Origin of the sequence: Enterococcus sp. FSL R5-0957, from assembly GCF_038008005.1 — a bacterium.
Taxonomy (GTDB): Bacteria; Bacillota; Bacilli; order Lactobacillales; family Enterococcaceae; genus Enterococcus_B; species Enterococcus_B faecium.
The window spans coordinates 1,189,629-1,208,877 of the sequence record NZ_JBBOYG010000001.1; the positions used below are offsets into that span (position 1 = coordinate 1,189,629).

Annotated in this window: 18 protein-coding genes and 5 pseudogenes; 12 read left to right on the forward strand and 11 right to left on the reverse strand. The window is 34.7% G+C overall.

Translation table 11 applies throughout. The annotated features are described in order from the left end of the window. Positions 1 to 25: 25 nt before the first annotated feature. Both MKX69_RS05690 and MKX69_RS05695 read left to right on the forward strand, forming a co-directional pair. On the forward strand, positions 26 to 2,119 hold the full coding sequence (locus MKX69_RS05690; RefSeq protein WP_341009238.1) for a glycoside hydrolase family 38 C-terminal domain-containing protein: 2,094 nt from the start codon (positions 26 to 28) through the stop codon (positions 2,117 to 2,119). Positions 2,120 to 2,122: 3 nt separating this feature from the next. Beyond that, positions 2,123 to 2,695 carry an MFS transporter gene (locus MKX69_RS05695; protein WP_341009240.1) on the forward strand — a complete coding sequence of 191 codons (573 nt, stop codon included), beginning with the start codon at positions 2,123 to 2,125 and terminating at the stop codon, positions 2,693 to 2,695. Here the strand turns inward: MKX69_RS05695 and MKX69_RS05700 are convergent. After that, positions 2,677 to 3,628, reverse strand: a pseudogene (locus MKX69_RS05700) (IS30-like element IS6770 family transposase). The gene MKX69_RS05695 and the pseudogene MKX69_RS05700 sit on opposite strands and share 19 nt — an antisense overlap. Positions 3,629 to 3,836: 208 nt before the next feature. On the opposite strand from MKX69_RS05700, the gene MKX69_RS05705 reads away from it, so the two are divergent. Then, entirely contained in the window at positions 3,837 to 4,334 is a 498-nt protein-coding gene (locus MKX69_RS05705) for a hypothetical protein (RefSeq protein ID WP_341009242.1), read from the forward strand. Then, a complete protein-coding gene (locus MKX69_RS05710) occupies positions 4,315 to 5,169 on the forward strand; it encodes an ROK family protein (protein ID WP_341009244.1) in 855 nt (284 codons plus the stop codon). The genes MKX69_RS05705 and MKX69_RS05710 overlap by 20 nt, the downstream gene beginning before the upstream one ends. A 252-nt stretch (positions 5,170 to 5,421) precedes the next feature. Here the strand turns inward: MKX69_RS05710 and MKX69_RS05715 are convergent. The 7 genes and pseudogenes from MKX69_RS05715 to MKX69_RS05740 all read right to left on the reverse strand — a co-directional run. Further along, a pseudogene (locus MKX69_RS05715) lies at positions 5,422 to 5,646 on the reverse strand (VOC family protein); the annotation flags it as partial. Continuing rightward, positions 5,627 to 5,734, reverse strand: a pseudogene (locus MKX69_RS14085) (TraX family protein); the annotation flags it as partial. The pseudogenes MKX69_RS14085 and MKX69_RS05715, both read right to left, overlap by 20 nt. A gap of 490 nt (positions 5,735 to 6,224) precedes the next feature. Further along, on the reverse strand, positions 6,225 to 6,515 hold the full coding sequence (locus MKX69_RS05720) for a hypothetical protein (protein ID WP_025480068.1): 291 nt from the start codon (positions 6,513 to 6,515) through the stop codon (positions 6,225 to 6,227). Between the two features lie 162 nt (positions 6,516 to 6,677). Next, entirely contained in the window at positions 6,678 to 6,893 is a 216-nt protein-coding gene (locus MKX69_RS05725) for a hypothetical protein (RefSeq protein WP_341009246.1), read from the reverse strand. Positions 6,894 to 7,029: 136 nt separating this feature from the next. Further along, positions 7,030 to 7,443: an Hsp20/alpha crystallin family protein gene (locus MKX69_RS05730; protein WP_002292906.1), complete on the reverse strand. Its 414-nt coding sequence runs from the start codon at positions 7,441 to 7,443 to the stop codon at positions 7,030 to 7,032. A gap of 456 nt (positions 7,444 to 7,899) precedes the next feature. Continuing rightward, positions 7,900 to 8,385: a hypothetical protein gene (locus MKX69_RS05735; RefSeq protein ID WP_002324037.1), complete on the reverse strand. Its 486-nt coding sequence runs from the start codon at positions 8,383 to 8,385 to the stop codon at positions 7,900 to 7,902. A gap of 138 nt (positions 8,386 to 8,523) precedes the next feature. Next, on the reverse strand, positions 8,524 to 8,739 hold the full coding sequence (locus MKX69_RS05740; RefSeq protein ID WP_002289418.1) for a DUF378 domain-containing protein: 216 nt from the start codon (positions 8,737 to 8,739) through the stop codon (positions 8,524 to 8,526). Positions 8,740 to 8,962: 223 nt separating this feature from the next. Between MKX69_RS05740 and MKX69_RS05745 the strand changes: the two genes are divergently transcribed. The 7 genes and pseudogenes from MKX69_RS05745 to MKX69_RS05775 all read left to right on the forward strand — a co-directional run bounded on the left by MKX69_RS05745 (position 8,963) and on the right by MKX69_RS05775 (position 14,779). Beyond that, the gene (locus tag MKX69_RS05745; RefSeq protein WP_341009250.1) at positions 8,963 to 9,763 is read left to right on the forward strand and encodes an SDR family oxidoreductase; all 801 of its coding nucleotides are present in this window, start codon (positions 8,963 to 8,965) and stop codon (positions 9,761 to 9,763) included. An 18-nt stretch (positions 9,764 to 9,781) separates the two neighbouring features. Then, on the forward strand, positions 9,782 to 11,650 hold the full coding sequence (locus MKX69_RS05750; protein WP_341009252.1) for a BglG family transcription antiterminator: 1,869 nt from the start codon (positions 9,782 to 9,784) through the stop codon (positions 11,648 to 11,650). After that, positions 11,643 to 12,132, forward strand: a pseudogene (locus MKX69_RS05755) (transcriptional regulator GutM). Before MKX69_RS05750 ends, MKX69_RS05755 begins: the two are co-directional and overlap by 8 nt. After that, on the forward strand, positions 12,120 to 12,674 hold the full coding sequence (gene srlA / locus MKX69_RS05760) for a PTS glucitol/sorbitol transporter subunit IIC (RefSeq protein WP_341009254.1): 555 nt from the start codon (positions 12,120 to 12,122) through the stop codon (positions 12,672 to 12,674). Before MKX69_RS05755 ends, srlA begins: the two are co-directional and overlap by 13 nt. A gap of 17 nt (positions 12,675 to 12,691) precedes the next feature. After that, positions 12,692 to 13,687 (forward strand): PTS glucitol/sorbitol transporter subunit IIB, encoded by a 996-nt coding sequence (srlE, locus tag MKX69_RS05765; protein WP_341009256.1) that lies wholly within the window; start codon positions 12,692 to 12,694, stop codon positions 13,685 to 13,687. A 17-nt stretch (positions 13,688 to 13,704) separates the two neighbouring features. Further along, positions 13,705 to 14,103, forward strand: coding sequence for a PTS glucitol/sorbitol transporter subunit IIA (locus MKX69_RS05770; RefSeq protein ID WP_002319298.1), 399 nt, complete (start codon positions 13,705 to 13,707; stop codon positions 14,101 to 14,103). After that, the gene (locus MKX69_RS05775) at positions 14,087 to 14,779 is read left to right on the forward strand and encodes a fructose-6-phosphate aldolase (protein WP_341010504.1); all 693 of its coding nucleotides are present in this window, start codon (positions 14,087 to 14,089) and stop codon (positions 14,777 to 14,779) included. Before MKX69_RS05770 ends, MKX69_RS05775 begins: the two co-directional genes overlap by 17 nt. A 63-nt stretch (positions 14,780 to 14,842) precedes the next feature. Here the strand turns inward: MKX69_RS05775 and MKX69_RS05780 are convergent, their stop codons facing one another. Together MKX69_RS05780 and MKX69_RS05785 are read right to left on the reverse strand one after the other, a co-directional pair. Continuing rightward, positions 14,843 to 16,135 (reverse strand): ISL3-like element IS1251 family transposase, encoded by a 1,293-nt coding sequence (locus MKX69_RS05780; protein ID WP_341009017.1) that lies wholly within the window; start codon positions 16,133 to 16,135, stop codon positions 14,843 to 14,845. A gap of 724 nt (positions 16,136 to 16,859) precedes the next feature. Then, complete coding sequence (locus tag MKX69_RS05785; protein WP_341009258.1) at positions 16,860 to 17,747, reverse strand: peptidyl-prolyl cis-trans isomerase; 888 nt, start codon at positions 17,745 to 17,747, stop codon at positions 16,860 to 16,862. Between the two features lie 184 nt (positions 17,748 to 17,931). On the opposite strand from MKX69_RS05785, the pseudogene MKX69_RS05790 reads away from it, so the two are divergent. Then, positions 17,932 to 18,770 (forward strand): annotated as a pseudogene (locus tag MKX69_RS05790) (lysostaphin resistance A-like protein). Between the two features lie 117 nt (positions 18,771 to 18,887). Here the strand turns inward: MKX69_RS05790 and MKX69_RS05795 are convergent. Beyond that, entirely contained in the window at positions 18,888 to 19,088 is a 201-nt protein-coding gene (locus MKX69_RS05795; protein WP_341009260.1) for a hypothetical protein, read from the reverse strand. Between the last annotated feature and the right edge of the window lie 161 nt (positions 19,089 to 19,249).

Sequence of the window (19,249 nt, forward strand, 5' to 3'; positions counted from 1 at the left end):
GTTAGGAGATAAAGAAATTACCGCAATGAATCTTGTCGATGGATATGGAACAGCTACGTTTTTAAAAAATACCCCAGAGTATTTAAATGAGCGATTATATCCAGCGGTTGAAAAAGTTGAATCATTAACAGACGATAATAATATATTGATTCCTGCGGGGGGAGACCAACTGGAGATAATCCATGATTTACCAGAAGTTCTTGAAGAAATCAGTAAAGAGAGTAAGTATGAATTTGTAGAAAGTTCATATGAAGATTTTCGAGAGCTGCTTCGTAAAAAAAACGATTTGCCAGAATATCGTGGTGAGTTTCGTGAGCCATGTACAACACGTACGCATAAGTCGATTGGTTCAGTCCGCTATGATATAAAGAGATCAAACTTTATAGTTGAACAAAAATTATTGAGAAGGATTGAACCGTTGCTCGCAATTGCCGAGGCTTTCCAGATCACAGTCAGTCATGAACTAATTATTGATGCTTGGAAAAAGCTCATGGAAGGCCATGCACATGATAGTATGGGAGGGTGCGTAAGTGATGATGTAGCAATCGATATTCTGCATCGAATGAAAGAAGCAAATGAAATTGCGGATGGAGTCGAGAATTATATTGTCAAACGTTTTACTGAGAAATTGCAGCTGACAAGTAATCAAGTAATTGTATTCAATACTACATCAAAGGATTACAAAGAATATAAGATAATCGATTTTCTTGCCGCTGATAAAAATTTAAGAATCGCTGGAATTGATGATGCTGTTTTAGTTAGAGCAGATTATTTTGAAGGGAAAGATAATCTGTTGTTAGAAACACCAGAAGGTCCCAAGTATATTAATGAGGACCCATACTATCGGTTGTATGTATTAACAAATGTAGAAATTCCAAGTATGGGTTTCAAAATTTTTAACATTGAAAAATCAGAACAAGAGATCGAATCCTTGGCAAATAGTGAAGCTACAAGTATTCAAAATGAGTTTTATACCATTAGATCTGAGAATGGCAATCTTTCTATAGAAACAAAAGATGGTAAAAAGCTTAATTACTTTATCGAGTTTGAAGATATGGGGAATGCGGGTGATACGTATGACTTTTCTCCAGTTGAAGGAGACGATCCGATCCTTCTACATCCTGACTTGGTTCAGGTTAAGAAATCCACGTTGATTGAAGAAATGACTTTATCAGGAAATTTCCAATTACCAAAAAATCTTGAAGCAAGAGTGGGGCAATCTAATGAAAATGGAAGCTTGAATATTGCGTTAACCATCACTTTAGCAAAAAAATCTCCTCTGATCGATTGTAAAGTGAAAGTTGACAATCAAGTACTAAGCCATCGTCTCCGAGTAAAATTGAATCCTGATATAGAAACAACCAAAACAATTGCTTCCGTACCTTTTGGGTTTATTGAGCGCGAAGAGTTGGTTGAGGATATCCCCAATTGGCATAAACAATATGTTGAATACCCAATTGATTTGGAACCATTTGATAAAAGCGTCTCAATGATTGGTAAACAGAGCTACCTTACTGCATTCGGTAAGGGAATCAAAGAATATCAATTGCGTAATAATACGCTTTATTTAACATTATTTGCATCTACTAGTCAGTTAGGGAAACCTAATTTAGCGTATCGACCAGGTAGAGCCTCTGGGGATACAACCAAAAAGGGGCATGTTATGATGCCGACGCCTATGGCTGAGTTGATAGGAGAGTTAACTTTTGAATTTGCTTTACAAATTTCAGATGGAACTTTTGATGAGTATGAGGTTTCCAAATCTTGGAAGCAATTTTCTGATCAATCAATTTGTTATCAGAACCAGTCATTAAATAAGTTTATTCATAGGCTGGACAACAAAATTCAAAAGATTGATATGGAGAATGTCAATTTACGCGAGTGTTCACTTCTTGGGGTAGACACAAAAGCCTTTGACAGTTCTTTTGGGTTCTCTATGTACCATAAAAATGCCTATCTATTACGTTTTTGCAATCCAACAAAAGTCTCTATGCCATTAGAAAGAATCGATTTAAAGCAGTTCTCAAAATACGAATTTGTAAATTGTCAGGAACAACTAACTGAACCAGTTACTGAAATACCACCGTATGATATGGTGACGATTAAAGTGTGGAGATAAAGAATGCAACGAGCACAATTGTTTTTATTTTCAATTGTCTCAGCTATGCTCATATTTCAATACGAACCACTAATGTTTAGTAAAGGAGTTTCTAGCGATATAAGTATAAAGACTCTGACAGCCGTACAGATATTGATTGTTGTTTCAGTATATTTATATCGCTTCTTATTCAAAAAATATTCAAAAAAAAATACTATTATTCGTTTATCATTAATACTCAGAATAGTGGTATCTTTGTTTATGTATGCTACGCAATCAAGTGGTTTGTTTGTATTAATGTTCGTTCTTCTACAAAATGTATCTACAGGTTTAGATATATATTTTGAGAGTTCGATAATGAGTTGGATAACGGCTGAGAAAAAAGATTTCGGAAAATACAGGATGTTTGGTTCACTGGGGTATGCAACTAGTGGATTTTGGATTTCCCTATTTTTAGTGTTACTACGAAACGTATCTTATATGCTCCTGTTAGCTTGTGCAATAAATCTCGTCTTATTGTTTTCGAATATAACTAAACCAATTCCAAATACAATCGAGAAAATTACAATTATGATTTGTCAAATTAAGCTAGAATAAAATGCTTCTTGTACATAGCTCAAAAATATTTCGATTGGTGTTCTGTAATTCAATGATTTTCTTGGAATATGATTACGTTGATTGCTGACACTGGAAATAAATGTCTGATTCACTTCTCTAAAATCCATTGATTTCGGCAGTCCATTACGACGCAGAATCCCGTTAGAATTCTCGTTTAATGGGCGTTGAGAAGGTGTTCCAGGGTCCGCAAAATATATATCAATATCATGTTGGTTACTAATGGCTTTCCAGTTAGAAAATTCTTTTCCACAGTCAAACGTAATAGATTTAAAGAAGTTTTTAGGGAAGCGAGAAAACCATTGATTAAGGGCAGTTTCAATATCTAATGCCTTACGGCCGTTGGGTTTAATCGTGATAATGACTTTAGATAATCTTTCAACTAAAGTAATGACGGCACTTTTATGATGAATGCCAACGATCGTATCACCTTCAAGGTGACCAAACTCAGAATTGAAATCAGGATAATTATCAGGTCGATCATGGATTGAGCGCTGATACTGTTGTTTTCCCCGTTTTTCCTGATGGCCATTGGGTTTTCTTTTACCTTTCATCGGTAGTGTGTCAATATCAAATATTCCTTTAGAAAATAAACGATAAAGGGTTCTCATACCGCATGAAACAGGTCTTTCTTTTCGCCCGATAATGACGTCAGGCGTCCAACCAAGAGTGACTTTCTCTTTAATGTAATCTACTTCATGAGCAGGTAATTGAATGACTTTTCTACCACATTTTTTCTTTATACTGGTGCCAATAATCAAGAGCAGTCTTACCTTGCTTGAACTTATTGACTACATTATAAATAGTTTGCATAGCACGTCCCATTCGGTTAGCGATTTCAACCGGCTTATTATGTTGAAGATAATATGATTCTATCATTGTCAGTTCGTCTATGGTAAGATGTTTGTAGGTCATTTATGGTTACACTCCTTTGTTTTCTTTCGTCGGAAATACAATTTGAGTGTACCATAAATGCCTTTTTATTTTTCTAACTTAATTTTACAATTCGCGAATTGAAAAAATCCAAGGCAAAAAGGTACCGAGAATCTATTATTTATTTTTTGCATTTTGTACCTTAATAATTACACTACCAAATTCATTTGGCTATATACTAAATAGTCACTTGAGAAATGAATATGATCTTGATCTGAATAAAGCTACTTTTTACGCAAGTATTGCAGTATTCATCGGTTCCTGTATATCAGAAATGTTTGGATTTTTTGCTGTCGATTCTGTGATTCGAAGATTTTCACCGTTAAAGGTGGTTTTTATAGGCTTTATTTTTTCGGGTCTTAGGTGGTTCTTTGCGCTTGTAAGTACTTCTGAAGAAATGTTTATTTCAACATATCTCCTCCATGGAATCAGTTTTGCTTTCATTTTTATAGGTAGCATACATTTTATTGCTAGTGTATCAGATACTATTGAAATGGGGGAGTTATCAATGAGATTTTCTTTTTTTGCAAATATCATGGGAATCATTTTAGCACAGCTATATTCAATTATGTTGCCATATATTGGTACTCAAGGGATAATTTGGGTATTTTTATTTGTCTGCATTGCTAGCTTCCCTATGGTTATTTTGATTTTAAGGAGACAACACAATGAAATACTTAGCAATTGATATAGGTGGTACCAATTTGAAGTACGGGTACGTATCTCAAGATGGCCATCTGTTACAACATTGGACTATCCCTGTACCAACGAATTATAATGATTTGCTTCAGAAGATATCAGCAATATATCTTTCCTCTGAGAATATCCTTGGGGTAGGGATAAGTTCACCTGGTATATATGATATGAAAAGCAATAGAATTACTGGATCTTCAGCTTTGAAATATTTAATCGGGAGACAACTAAAAGCGGACATATCTTGGGCATTAAATACTACAGTTGCTATCGAAAATGATGGAAACTGCGCTCTGCTAGGGGAGTATTGGCAAGGGAATTGTCAATATTCACGTTCATCTGCAATCTATGTGATTGGTTCTGCAGTTGGAGGGAGTATTCAAATTAGTGGTGAGATTCTTCGTGGTGCGAATAATAATGCTGGCGAACTAGGTTATAGTTTGGTAGATAATCTGCCTACAACAGATAAGTATAGTTCGTTGGGAGGAAAGATTGGATTTAATGCATTATTGAAAAAAATCAATCAACAAGGATATAAATTTGAAAATGGAAAAGACTTATTTTTAAAATCTCAAACTGATAGAAAATTAGAAAAGCTGATAATTGATGAATTAAAGTATCTAGCTTCATCACTTATAACCTTGCAATACGTCATTGATCCTGAGGTAATATTGATTGGCGGAGGAGTAAGTCAGAATACCTATTTTATGAGTCTAGTAGGAAAAGCGTTGAAAATTGTTCAATCTAAACGGTCAAACTATAAAGTTTTACCAGCAAAGTATGGGAATGATGCAAATTTATTAGGGGCAATTTTCAATCTAATAAGTTGATGAATGATGATTTTATGAGATTGATACTATTCTCTATCAAATGACTGTCTCAAATTGAAAGTGATTTTTTGTAATGAGGACATTTCATGCGTAATAAAGTGCCAATTAATCACAGCATCTATGGCTTGCTGCTTAAAAAATTTAGACGATTTATTCAAGTTAGAAAAGTAATATTACTCGAGAGAAAAAACGATAGTTGACTTTCCATATTTAATGGATGTCAACTATCGTTTTTTACGTTTTATCTCATGCTTAGAATAACAATTGCCAAGTAAAGCAAAACTTGTCAGTCACCCAGCAAACTTCCGTATACTTCTCATAGTTTTTTTCATGCATCATTACAGTTCCGCTATCTTTTAATATATTAAACACCTGATCGAATTCTGCCTGATCATCTACTTCAATCAAAATGGTAGATGCCCAGGTGGAGGCAGGTGCAGGGAAATCTTTTGACATATCCAAAATTCCAATTATTTTGATGAATGTGATCGATAAACATCAACGTAATCCCTAAAATTTTTAGATCAAAGGTAGAAAATCCTTTTTTCAAGCTAACAGTATTCAAATTTTTCCCTCCTAATTAAATAAATGAAACAAGTGACAGTTGTATTATTAATAAAGTTGAGCAAGAATCACAATCGAAAAAGCTAACACTTTTGTCATATGATTTTCTATAATAATTAACGAGATGGAGAAATCATCTTTGAAATATTAGTGAATGGGAGATAAAATAGAGCGTAACTATAATTAAATTATGTAAATCTAAAAACTGCAAGTAATTTCTATGCCAATGTATCACGAAACTAGAAGTACTCCAATTTGTCTAAACGTTTATCTATAATAAAAAAGTGCGAAATGCCGCACTCTTTATTTAGTTTTTATGCAAAAAATCAAGTTATAAGATAAAGTAGGTGAGATTTTGTTACTATGAATAACATAATAAGAAAGTAAAGTGGATTGATTTGAGATCTTTTTATACTTCAAAAAAGATAACACCCAACTTTCAAAAATATGTTTTGGAAGTTGGGACAAACGAGTTAATACATTTTAATACATTATTTTTTATTCAAAAAAAATAGCACAATGGCAAAGATCATAAGAGAGATCATAAGCCCCAATGAATGACTAAAAAGAAAAGCAGAATCACATGCCATATCATCCCATATTTCTTCAAGAAAATAAATAAGCGGGAAAAAGGGAAGGAATAGTAGAACATCGATCCAGCACCATTTTTTTCTTCTTTTGAAATAACATAAAACAATAAACATGAACGTGCAGGGAAGTAAAAACAAAGCTTTACTCATAACTAACAAAATACCAGCTCCTTTTATTTTTTTCTCCCCCACATTCAAAGAGTCACAATGGTATGTACTTAATAATAGAAAAATGGATCAACTTGTATGAATATCAGCTGAAAAGATCTGCACCAAATGAAAAACTTCCAGCCAAAACTGACTGGAAGTTTATTTTTTTCTGAAATATTCTAACACAAATATGAAAAAGATGGCCTAAGCTAATAAGCCGATTTCGTAGCAAAACAATGAGATACCAGATTCGTAATAATAAAATCCTCTAATCTTATGGATAAAATAGATCATCGGACAAGCAGATAAGAGTAAGTATTTATTAGGCCTTTTGAATAAGTAAAAGAAAGCACTGGTCATTATGATAAATGGTATCCAAAACAAAAGTTTACTTAAGACAATCAAATGATCAACTCCCATATTTTTTACCAAGAGAGATCATAACATCTTTATCGTAAAAACAAAATATTTTTTTGCTCATTTTGAAAATTTAAACATACTCGTTCTTATCCAAATATATAAAAATCGCCCCTCATCCATCGAGAGGCGATAAGTTCTAATTTAACTCAATTTTTTTTGTTTCTTTTGGCTGATGAGCTGTTTTAGGTAATACTAATTTCAGCACACCGTTTTTAAAGGTTCCAGTGATTTTTTCTTCATCAACATTAGGAAGATAGAATGAACGTTTGTAAGAGACCGAATGTCTTTCTTTCCGTACATAGTTGCCATCTTCTTTATCTTCTGTATGGGACTCATGATTGGCGGAGATCGTCAAAGTATTATCTGAATATTCAACTGTCGTGTCTTCTTTGTCATAGCCAGGCATATCAGCAGTTAGTTTGTATTCTTTTTCATTTTCGACTAAATCCACTTTTGGATAACTTGAAACACCTAAAAAATCATTGAATGCTGGACTAAACACGTCATTGAAATCAGGGAACATGTCGCGAATGCTAGGTACATTTGCCATTTTTGATCATCCTTTCAATAAGTATTTTTTATTTATCTCTATTTACATAATAACTCTATTTTGAAAAAAATGCAAGTATAATGGTTAGCTTTGTGAATATTTCATCTAATACGATACAAAGGCTATCTTTCTAATTTGAAAAAGGGATCATTAAAATAATAAGAAGAAAATATGTCAAAAGGTAAAAAAAGTAAATTCTTCTATCCAAATATAGAAAAATTGAATCTAGAAAACCGTCCGACAATAAATTTCATTAACTCAGTTGACCGAAAATGAAGTAGATACCAAAAATTTATCAAGAGAGCAAGTAGAGAAGTGAGTATATTCATAAGAGAAATAGCTGTAACGAATTATTAGGTTAATGCAAATGCTTATTTATACTCCGTATAACTTTCTCAGAAAAAATGATACCGATAATGACTTGCTAGTACTGTAAATCCGTATAATATCATCTAATCAAAATGGTGTTCCATTTGCATCTGTCATCGTAATCGATCCTTCGGGTGACACTCGATAAAAACCAACGCTTCCAGATCCCCCTTGGGAACGGATTTGTTTGCTGGAAGCTGTGAACAAATAATCTCGATCAATTTTTTGATAAAAGCTAATAACAATATCGTCACTTTGTAATTCGGAACGGTGGGCAATAAGAAATAGAAGTGCTTTGTCAGAGTTTTCTAATGGAAGAGAAGGTACAGTGCTTTCTTGCATTTCAGATGTTGAAGAAATGCTAGACGACTGAATACTTGATTGGCTATGTTGCGAATCTACATTACCAGTAGAAGTATTAGTAATGGAAGTAGTAGAAGTACTTTTAGTTGAACCAACCTCAGTTGTTGAAATGGCTGCTGAAGATTCTTTAACAGAATTCTTTGTTTTATATCCACAGGCAGAAAAAAGTATTACAGTTCCCAACAAGCCTGCGTAAATCCCTTTATGCATGATAGCTCCTCCTAAAATAGATTATCTTTATTCAGTATATCACTTAAACAAAGAAAAGCAGATGGTTTAAAATGAAAAAAACTTCCCAATAAAGGGAAGGTTCATGAAGATAATAACTTTTTTAATAATTATAGCTTTCTAATATCTTTCATCAACTTTTCTAGTAATCATTGGGAAAAATTTCAAGCAGTAGATCGCACAAATACCTACGACGATATAAATGATCTTTGCAAAAATAGTTGTTGAACCACCAGCAATCATAGCTACTAAATCAAGTTCGAACAAGCCTACCAACAGCCAGTTCAACCCTCCCACAATCAATAAAGTTAATGCAATAGCATCTAAAGTTTTCATTAGAATTCTCCTTCCTTAAATGATAAAACAATTATATATCAAAAAGAGAAACATCGCTTATATAACGCTCAGGAATTTTAGCAATCTATGCAAAAAGATGAAAATTTTTTTTGCTCTTCCATTAGTACACATTTTTTAGCTGAAGCTGTAAATTTCATGTCTTAATTTTTTTTAGTGAGCTTTTATACTGGATTTGTAAGAAAAAAGAAGGAGAGGATCACATATGCCGGATTGGTTGGATATTGCAGGAAAAGTAGTAATTGTAACTGGAGGTTCCTCAGGAATTGGAAGAAGTATCGTCGAAAATTTGTTGAAGCAGAATGCACAAGTAGCGAATTTTGATGTAACTGAATGCCGTATACAGCATGAAAACCTACTATCTTTAAAAGTCGATGTGTCTTCTAAAACGGACATAGAAGAAGGGACATATAAAGTAATGAAACATTTCAAGACGATCGATGGTCTAGTCAATAATGCAGGAATAAATATTCCTTCTCTTCTAATAGATAGAAATCATCCAAAAAGCAAGTATGAATTATCAGAACAAGTTTTTGATAAGATGATCGCTGTCAATCAAAAAAGTGTATATTTGATGAGCCAAGCAGTTGGAAGAATCTTGGTGCAAAAGGGATCAGGAGTGATCGTGAATCTTTCTTCTGAATCAGGATTGGAAGGATCAGAAGGACAGAGCTGTTATGCTGCTACAAAAGCAGCGATGAACAGTTTTACTCGTTCTTGGGCAAAAGAGTTAGGAAAGAGGAATGTTCGTGTGGTAGGTGTTGCACCAGGGATACTGGAAGAAACCGGTTTGAGAACACAAGAATATGAAGAAGCTCTTTCTTATACGAGAGGTATAAGCGTCGAACAGCTGAGAAACGGTTACAGTCGAACAAGTACGATCCCTCTAGGAAGGAGTGGTAAGCTGCAAGAAGTGGCGGATCTAGTCTGCTATTATCTTTCAGAAAGATCAAGTTATATCACTGGAGTCACGACTAATATTTCAGGAGGTAAAACAAGAGGATAAAGGATAGGGGGGACGCACGTGACGCTAGTAAACAGATGGTACCAATTATTGAAATTACTAGTCACTCACAAGAAAGTTTCAATCCAGGAAGTGCAAAAAGAAATCAAAACCAGTAATCAAACCATAAAAAAAGATATTGGGGAGTTGAATGAAGAAATTGCCGGTATTGCAAAAATCATCCAAAAAACCAAACATTTTGAACTTGAAATTTATGATTTTGATTTTTTTGATGAGATCATGCAAGGAAAATTGAAAACAGCCAGTGATTTCAATTCGGCATCCAAAAGAATCGCTTATTTACTAAATAGGCTGATCGAAACAGAGGATTTCTTACGTATGGATGATTTGTCTGAAGAAGTCGGTGTCAGCAGAGGAACAGTGGTCAAGGATCTAAAGACATTAAAAGAGATGATCAATGATTTTGATGTAAAGATTACAGGCACACCAAATAAAGGACTAAGAATAATAGGAGATGAGCTAGAATTACGACTACTTTTGTTTTATTTTGTTTCTCCCTACTTTTCAGAGACGAAAACAGAACAGGTTCTAGAAGAAAAACAAGCAATCAAACATTTTCAGAAGAAGACGAATGCTAGTAAACAAGAAATCACCCTTTTGACGAAAGTTATCGGTATTTCTTTGAATAGAATCTCTAGTAACTATCTGTTGAAGAAGCCCATCAATCGTTACAGTGGGTGTTTTGAATATATCCAAGAATTCATTGAACTGATCAATCGGTTGGAAGAAATCTATGAACTAACTTTGAGCCAATATGAAAAAGATTTTATCAGTTTTCCTTTGAACATCATCAACACAAGTATAACGATGATAAGAAAAGCTAACTCTGATTTGCGCTTATATTTCGACCCCATGATGATGCGTATTCGACGATTAGATCTCATTGATCTGGATGAGTCCTTCTTATATCAAGAGATGAAACAGCACCTCTCTTTATTGATAAATCGGGTAATTTTTCGTTATCGATTGACTGATTTATTTTATGGTGAGATAGAAAAAAAGTATCCTTTTTCTTACCAAATCGCTAGCGAATGCATACAAGCATTAGAAGCTATCTTGCAACATAAGATCTCTAAAGTAGAGATCAGCTACCTAACGTTGTATTTGGAGTTAGCATTTCGATATCAAAAAGAGCATTTTTCCTCTAAAAAAGTAGCCATTGTTCATACGACAGGAAAAGGAACAGCATTAATGATCCAAAGACAAATCAAAAGGATATTGGGGACGGATATACAAATAACACATGTTTCAGAAGAACAATATGAAAAAGTAGATCTAAACAAATATTTCGCTGTTTTTACAACGATTCCGTTAAAAAATGTAAATGAAGAGACACCGGTGATCCATTTGACTAATCTTTTCGATGACTCTTGGTTAAGGGCACAATGGCAAAAAGCAAAAAAAAAGCGATTAGTCGGGTTTCATTCTACTGTTTTTTTCTATCAAATATGGAAAGAAAAAAAGACGTATCAAGAATATTTAAACAAATTAGTCGCTCCTTTGATCAGAGGCTATTATGTGGATGAAGAATTTGAAAAAAGGATCTTGAAAAGAGAATCTCAGCAAAGCACATTTGTTAACAAAGAATTTGCTTTTCCTCACACAACCAACCAGCTATCTCAACACATTGTTTTATCAGTAGGGCTAATAACTGATCAAGGTTTAGCAGAAACAGGAGGAAATGGAGTTATTTTTTTATTTGCCATACCTGAAGAAATGACGGCTGAAGTTGAAAATGAATTATTTGAGCTATACGATATCCTATTTGAACTCATAAAAATGGGAATAGATGAGTTTATTGAATTAGCACCGACACAGGAATCATTTTTAAAACTAATCAAAAGTAAAGGAGAGAGACTTCATGAATGATATGTATCTATTCATAGTTTTCGCAGCTTCAGCTTATGTGCTGCAAGCAGTTATCAGTTGGAAGCAACTAAAGCATTTCAATCAAACATATAGCGAACTGCGAAGAAAAGGAAAAGTAGCGATTGGTAAACGACCTGGGAAAATCCGTTCAGGCACGATTGTTATGCTAGCTATAGACGATCATGATCAGGTTTTAGAAGTCAGAAAAATGCAAGGTGTTACATCTTTGGCAAAATTTCATTCATTACCTGTCTATGCGGGTGAAGATATCCATTACATCGATCGTTACCATCCCTCAGTTCGAGCGGAAGATCGTTTGACACAAGCAGCTTGAAAATGCCAGAGAAGTATACTTACGAATAGAGGCAGGAAATGAAAAAAGTGAACAACCTACATTGCCTTTTATTGCTATGCTCAATAATTTTCGGATATGGAAAAGTACGATCAAAGAAAAAAGGAGTGACAAACGATGGATATCATAACAAAATTTGCTGAGAGATTTATGAGGCTGTTCCAAACAGGTGCAGAAACATTCATAAGCTGGATGACAGGAATCGTACCAGTTGTCTTGATGCTGATGGTTGCAATGAATACGCTGATTGCTTTTTTAGGTGAAGACCGAGTAACGAAAGTAGCCAAATTATCAGCGAAAAATCCGCTTACTCGTTACCTTGTGTTACCGTTCTTATCTGCTTTTATGTTGGGAAATCCTATGTCATTTACAATGGCTCGTTTCCTTCCAGAATACTACAAACCAAGCTATTATGCTGCTCAAGCTCAATTTTGTCATACGAGCAATGGTGTATTCCCCCATATTAATCCTGGAGAATTGTTTGTATGGATTGGGATTGCTCAAGGGATCGAAACCTTAGTGCTAAATTCGATGGAGCTGGCTATCCGATACTTGCTTGTGGGACTGCTGATGAACTTTATTGGTGGTTGGATAACTGATTTTACTACTGGATTTGTATGCAGACAGCAAGGAATCGTTCTTAGCAAAAAAGTAGATCTTTCAGTTGATTAGAGAAAGGAGAGTTTTAAATGTATAATGATATCAAGATCGTAAAAGGAAACGGCGGGTATGGAGGTCCTTTGATTATTAGGCCGACAAAAGATAAACACAAGTTCATCTATGTCACAGGTGGAGGTGAGAGGCCAATGATCGTAGATAAAATAGAAGAACTGACAGGTATGGAGTCTATCAATGGATTCAAAACATCAATACCTGATAGTGAAATCGCGCTTGCAATCGTTGACTGTGGAGGGACTCTTAGATGTGGAATTTATCCTAAAAAAGGGATACCAACCATCAATATCGTTCCCACAGGAAAAAGTGGCCCATTAGCACAATATATCACTGAAGATATTTATGTTTCAGCAGTAGGATTAGAACAAATACAGCCACTAATGGAAACTAGTGATAACAAAGAAACAGTAAATACTACATCTCCAGATAAAAAGTACAAATATGATACTTCTAAAAAGATAACCGAGCAAAAAGCAGAGCAGCAAAACTGGATAGCAAAAATTGGAATGGGCGCGGGAAAAGTAGTTGCTACATTCAATCAATCAGCAAGAGAAGCAGTAGATACGATGATCCGGACAGTGATCCCTTTTATGGCTTTCGTTTCCCTTTTGATTGGTGTGATACAAGGTTCTGGGATCGGTAATGTATTTGCTAACATTATGGCACCTTTAGCAGGAAATGCAGTTGGATTAACAATCATTGGCTTTATTTGTTCACTGCCATTTTTATCTCCTTTGCTTGGTCCAGGGGCAGTTATTAGCCAAGTGATTGGAACATTGATCGGTGTAGAGATTGGGAAAGGAAATATTCCTCCCCAATTAGCATTACCGGCACTATTTGCTATCAATACTCAAAATGCATGTGATTTTATTCCAGTCGGTCTAGGTTTGGAAGAAGCAAAAGCTGAGACAGTAGAAGTAGGTGTACCATCAGTTCTTTATTCAAGATTTCTTAACGGCATCCCACGAGTTATCATTGCTTGGGTAGCAAGTTTTGGATTATATAGCTGAGTTTAGGAGGAACAGAGATGACGATCTTTGAAACGGTTGTAACAGATGTTGGTATAGAAGCAGAAGTATTCAGGAAAGAAAAAATAATGATTTTATTTGGAGATGAAGCACCGGAAACATTAACAGATTATTGTTATAAGATTGAATTGAATCAGGTAAGAAAAGAAATAACTTGTGATATGAAGCTCTGCTTTGATAAACAAATGTATGTAATCACAGCAGTAGGAGATGTTGTCCAAACTAATTTGAATGAATTAGGACATATCACGATAAAATTTGATGGATCTCATGAGCCGGAACTTCCAGGAACAATGTATGTAGAAGATAAGGAAATGCCGTATTTAAGAAAGGGGACAATCATTAAAATCGATCAAGAGGATCAGAATGGGGGAAAGCTATATGGAAATCATGCTTGATACAGCAAATACAAAAAGTATTTATTCTTGTCAACAGTTTTTGAATTTAACAGGCGTAACAACAAATCCTACTATTCTGAAAAAAGAAGGAGCGTCAAACTTCTTCTCGCATATGAAAGAAATCAAAAAAATAATCGGACAGATTCCTATCCATATTCAGACAATAGGAAGAACGGAAGAAGAAATGATAGAGGATGCTCGAGTTATCATAGAAGAACTGGGAAAAGATACGTTTATCAAGGTGCCGGTGAATCAAGCGGGCCTTCAAGCGATCAAAAAGTTGAAAAAAGAAGGTTATTTGATTACCGGTACAGCTATTTACACAGAATTACAAGGGTATTTAGCTATTAATAATGGAGCAGATTATATTGCACCTTATTATAACAGGATGCAAAATCAAGGCATTGATGCTATGAAAGTGATTGATTCGTTGCGGACTGAGATCGAACGTACGCAAAGTCCAACAAAAATATTAGCAGCTAGTTTCAAAAATTGTGAACAAGTCACTACAGCCATTCGATCTGGAGCTCATGCGATAACGTTAGGGAAAGAGCTACTAGATCAAGTATTAGAGATGCCCTCGATTGATAAAGCAGTGAGGGGCTTCCAAGAAGATTGGGTGCAAACTTTCCAAGCAGAAACGATTGGTGAACTAAAAAGGCTCTTTGTCAAATGATGTTGGTAAAGAGAAATCTTAGAATAATTGGAGATCAAGTGGATCAGTTCCTCTTGATCTTTTTTAGTTGAAAATCAATGCGTTGCCATGACGAATCATGATGCGCAATTTGAAATTATAAAAGCTACGAAAGCCATATGCATTTCGTTTTAACACTTTGATATGGTTGTTCAGACATTCAAGTGGGCCATTTGAATAACTTTGTTGTAAAGCATTTTTGATTTGTGGCAGAAATTTCTGGAACGTTCTCAAGGTCGTCTGATAGCCTTCGGGAAGCATGATATTATTGGTAAGTAGTTCTTCAAACGATACGTAGTCTCGTTCCTTTACAGCGTAAAGAAAGTCTTGATATAACTGATAGCCTACACGCAAAGCAGGGCTCCCTTTCAGTAAGCGATCCACAATATCGGTCTCTGTTAAATGAGCTTTGAAGCCAGGTCGCCAAAGGCGTCGAGTATAATCAAGCTTGCGTTCATCTTTTTGAAGAAGTTTCCAGTATCTTTTTAATTGCTTACCTAATTGATAGTGTTTTTGTTCTTTGCTTTTTAATAGTTGGTTCGTTTCTTTGATTCGATGATTGCGAAAGGTACGACCAATATGTTGGACGATGTGAAACCGGTCAATAATCAGCTGTGCTTTTGGAGACAGCTTTTTAACGAGCGATACATAAGGAGCGTACATATCAATCACGATCCATTCGACCGCTTCACGAATTTCTCGTGAAAAATGACTAAAATAACGTTTTAAAAAAGGCAGTTGTCGGTTCTCGACAATGTCCAATAAGCGCTGTGTTTGTCCATCCATCATGATGAAACTCATAGCACCTGAAACACCCCGAACTGATTTGAATTCATCAAAACAAAGTACCTTAGGTAACGGTGTCCGAAAAGGATTCAACGGACGATAAAATCGCTTCATAATACGGTAAACAGAAGAGACCGATAGATTTTTCTGAGCGGCGATCTCTGTCATTGAGGTATTTTTTTTCAGACGAGTCACGACAGACCAGCGGACTTTCTCACTGATGAAACAGTGTTTTTTCGCAACAGAAGTATCTGCGACAAAGGTCCGCTGACAAGCTTTGCATTTGAAGCGTTGCTTTTTCAATTCGAGGTAGGTACGGTATTCAGAAACATCGTTCATTAACAACCGGACGGTTGTTGTACCCCAACGCACAATATCTGAAGCAATCTGGTGTTTACAGTGGATGCATTCTTGGGCTGTATAAATCAAGTTTCCACGATAAATATGACAGATTTGCCCTTTGTATTTTTCTTTTGTGAGACAATTTTCGTTAAAAGTAACTGATAAGTCTAGAATATCTAATGTTTCTTTGATAAGGTGAGTGTAAGACATCTTGATTCCTCCTTTTGGGTTGGTTCGCCAAATTAATTCTAAAGGATTTCAAGGTGTCTTTTCTATATGTTTTGGAAAATAAAAAAGATGCTGGTGTCATCCACCAACATCAAAAAGTATAGAGCCACTAAAAAAGGTCGCTGATTACTTCTGAATCAATTTCTCCATAAAATAAACGATAGCCTTCTCGAAAACTCGAGAAGGCTATCTGACGATTCAATATTCATTAATTTAAAGTTTGGGTGACTATTACTAACTATTACTTATTTCTCATTTAAACGATGTATTCCCTAACCTCTAATACATCCTTGTAACTCTGAAGTTACGCCAGTTTTGAATAAATTTCATAAAAACAAATGAAAAGTGTCGCATAAAAATATCTTTCGTGTTTCTCTAGTATAACAGAATAAGAAGAACAAGTCCAGAAGGGATATTTTCAGTCTTTTTTTAAATAACTTTTCAGTCGAGTTTGAGTTTATGATAGTTATTTTTGAAGCGATACGGCAAGTGAAAAAATAGGGGAGCATGAAAGAATCTACTTAATGGCGCATTGATTCATGTGATAGAAATAAAAAACTTTTTTAAATTTATATCCTCATGATTGTAACAAATAAAAAAAGACCCCAATGAAGTTGTGGCAAAAGTGGTTTGCCTCAAAAATAAGAAGGAATTTCCAAAAATCACTTCTCAAATTTTGCCACATCCCCAATTGGGTCAAATTTGTTTATTTGAATATATTTTTTACATAAGGATCTTTAATAGTTGCATTGTCTTTTTTCATCACTTTACGGATTGTTTTATCCATGAATTCCGTATCAAGAGTTTTTGCTTCGGTAGCAATTTTTTCTAGCTCAGATTTGTATTTGCCTTTATTAGAACCTTTATCCTGTTTTTTTACCATTTTTACTAGATAATAGCTTTGCTGATAAGTCGTTGGATCTGTTACAGGAATGATATCAGAAACTTCCCCGTTTTTTAGTTTAAATGCTGCTTTTTTTACTTCAGTAGGAATCTCTGGATTGGTTGAATCAAAATTCATTTTTCCATCAGTTTCCTTTAATGTTTTATTTTTTCCATAAGCTTGAACAAGCTTGGAGAAATTTTCCCCTTCATTTGCTTCTTTTTTTGCTTTATCTGCTTCTTCTTTAGTCGAAAATAGAATGATCTGTGTACTAACTTCTGGATAGAATTCTTTCCAAGCAGTGTCTAGATCTTTATCTGTTAATTTTACATTGGCTTTCAAACCGTATTGGAAAGCCAGCATCTGTTTAAAGAGTTTCTTATATGTCTCTTCTGTTTGGCCAACTGCTTTTAATTGTTCCTTGTAGTTTGGACCGAGTTTTTTGCTTTGTTCATTATATTCTTTTGTTGCTTCCTTTGAAGAAATCTCTTTTCCGTATACATCATCAAATGCTTTGAAGACAATCATTTTTTTTAATAGTGTTTGATTATTTGATTTAACTTTTGGGTTATCATAAAAATCCTGAACTGTAAGTGTTCCACCTTTAAACGTTGCAATCGTTTCATTGGACTTGCTACAACCTGAGAATAGTAAAATTGCACATGCTGAAAGGCACATAATTAGTAGTTGTTTTTTCAAAAAATTTCCCATCCTTTCCTTATTAAAAACAGTCTAACAGAAGAATTAGGGAGACAGTCTTTCATTTTCGTAAGGTTGCTGTAGATATTCTTAGTTCGTAAAAATCTATTCTCTCTATGATGGAGAACATTTACATAGTTTTCACGAGACAAGAAAGAAAAGGGTTGTTAAACTTAATATAAAGGAGGGATGAAAGATGATCAGGATTATTCGGTTGATTGGATCTGTTTTAATAGTCTTAGTTGGTTTTGTTTTAGGAATTCTTGTCAATAATGCACTTGCGGATATGTTTATTGGAAATAGTGAATGGATTGGAGCAATTGCCGGTACGGTCGGACATTTAGCTGTTTTTTTACTAGCTTTATTTCTTGCTAGTAAGGTCGAAGGAAAAAGAATAGAAGATTATGGTGTTTCTGTTCGAGGAAAAGACTGGGGGTATTTAGCGGGAGGTCTCGTTGTTGGAATTGGAGTGTTTCTGCTTATTACTAGTCCATTATATTTGACGGGGCGTATAGGTTAGATTCAGGAAACGCAAACATTGTGCCGCTGATAACGAGTTTTATTTTATTTATTGCAGTGGGGGCATCAGAAGAGCTTTTATTCCGTGGCTTTTTTCAGCATCAGATGCTTAGATTTGGTCCGTTAATAGCAATGATTGGATCTGCTGCATTATTTGCTCTTTTGCACGGATTGAATCCTAACATGACATTTCTGGCAGTTTTCAATATCTTTTTAGCAGGTTGCTTTTTCAGCGCACTTATCTACAGTACAGGAAGTTTATTTACGGCTATTGGTGCTCATATTACTTGGAATTGGACACAAGGAGCTATTTTGGGTATACCAGTCAGCGGAACGCAAGAACAAGGTTTTTTCTCCACTCTGATCCAATCGCAAAATACAATAATTACTGGGGGAAACTTTGGGGCTGAAGCATCTATATCGACTACATTATTCTTGTTAGTCTTGATTGTTGGTTTGTTACTCTATGCATATAAAACAAAGCGGATGAAGAAATACACTGCTGTTTATCAATAACTATATAGCTATTAATGATTATCCATATTTAAAATGTTATATGGAGATCAACAGAGTATACTTTAGTACCTGCTATAAGCAACAAAAAAGTCCCTTCTAATAAAAGAGACTTTGAAGTTATCTATTTTTTTTGGATTTCCTGTAAATTGAAAAAGCTTCAAGAACACTTAAAAACAATACCGTATAGAAACCAGAACCTATAAAGTCTTTATTTAGTAAATATTCAACAGAAATTCCGATAATACTACCTAACAACAAATTGATTAAAAGGGAAAGATAAGGATGTTTTTCGTAGAATAAATCTATTTTAGCTTTCATAGGTTCTCCTTTTGTATTATTTACTCTATTTTATAATCAGTGGTCACAGCTCTTCTCACTCCGTCATAGCCAGTTCGTTTGTAAAATCCTACCCAGCTATTACAATTTTTGTCTTATAGTCGAGCGACTGCATTTACTGGGATATTGGATTTGAGTCAATA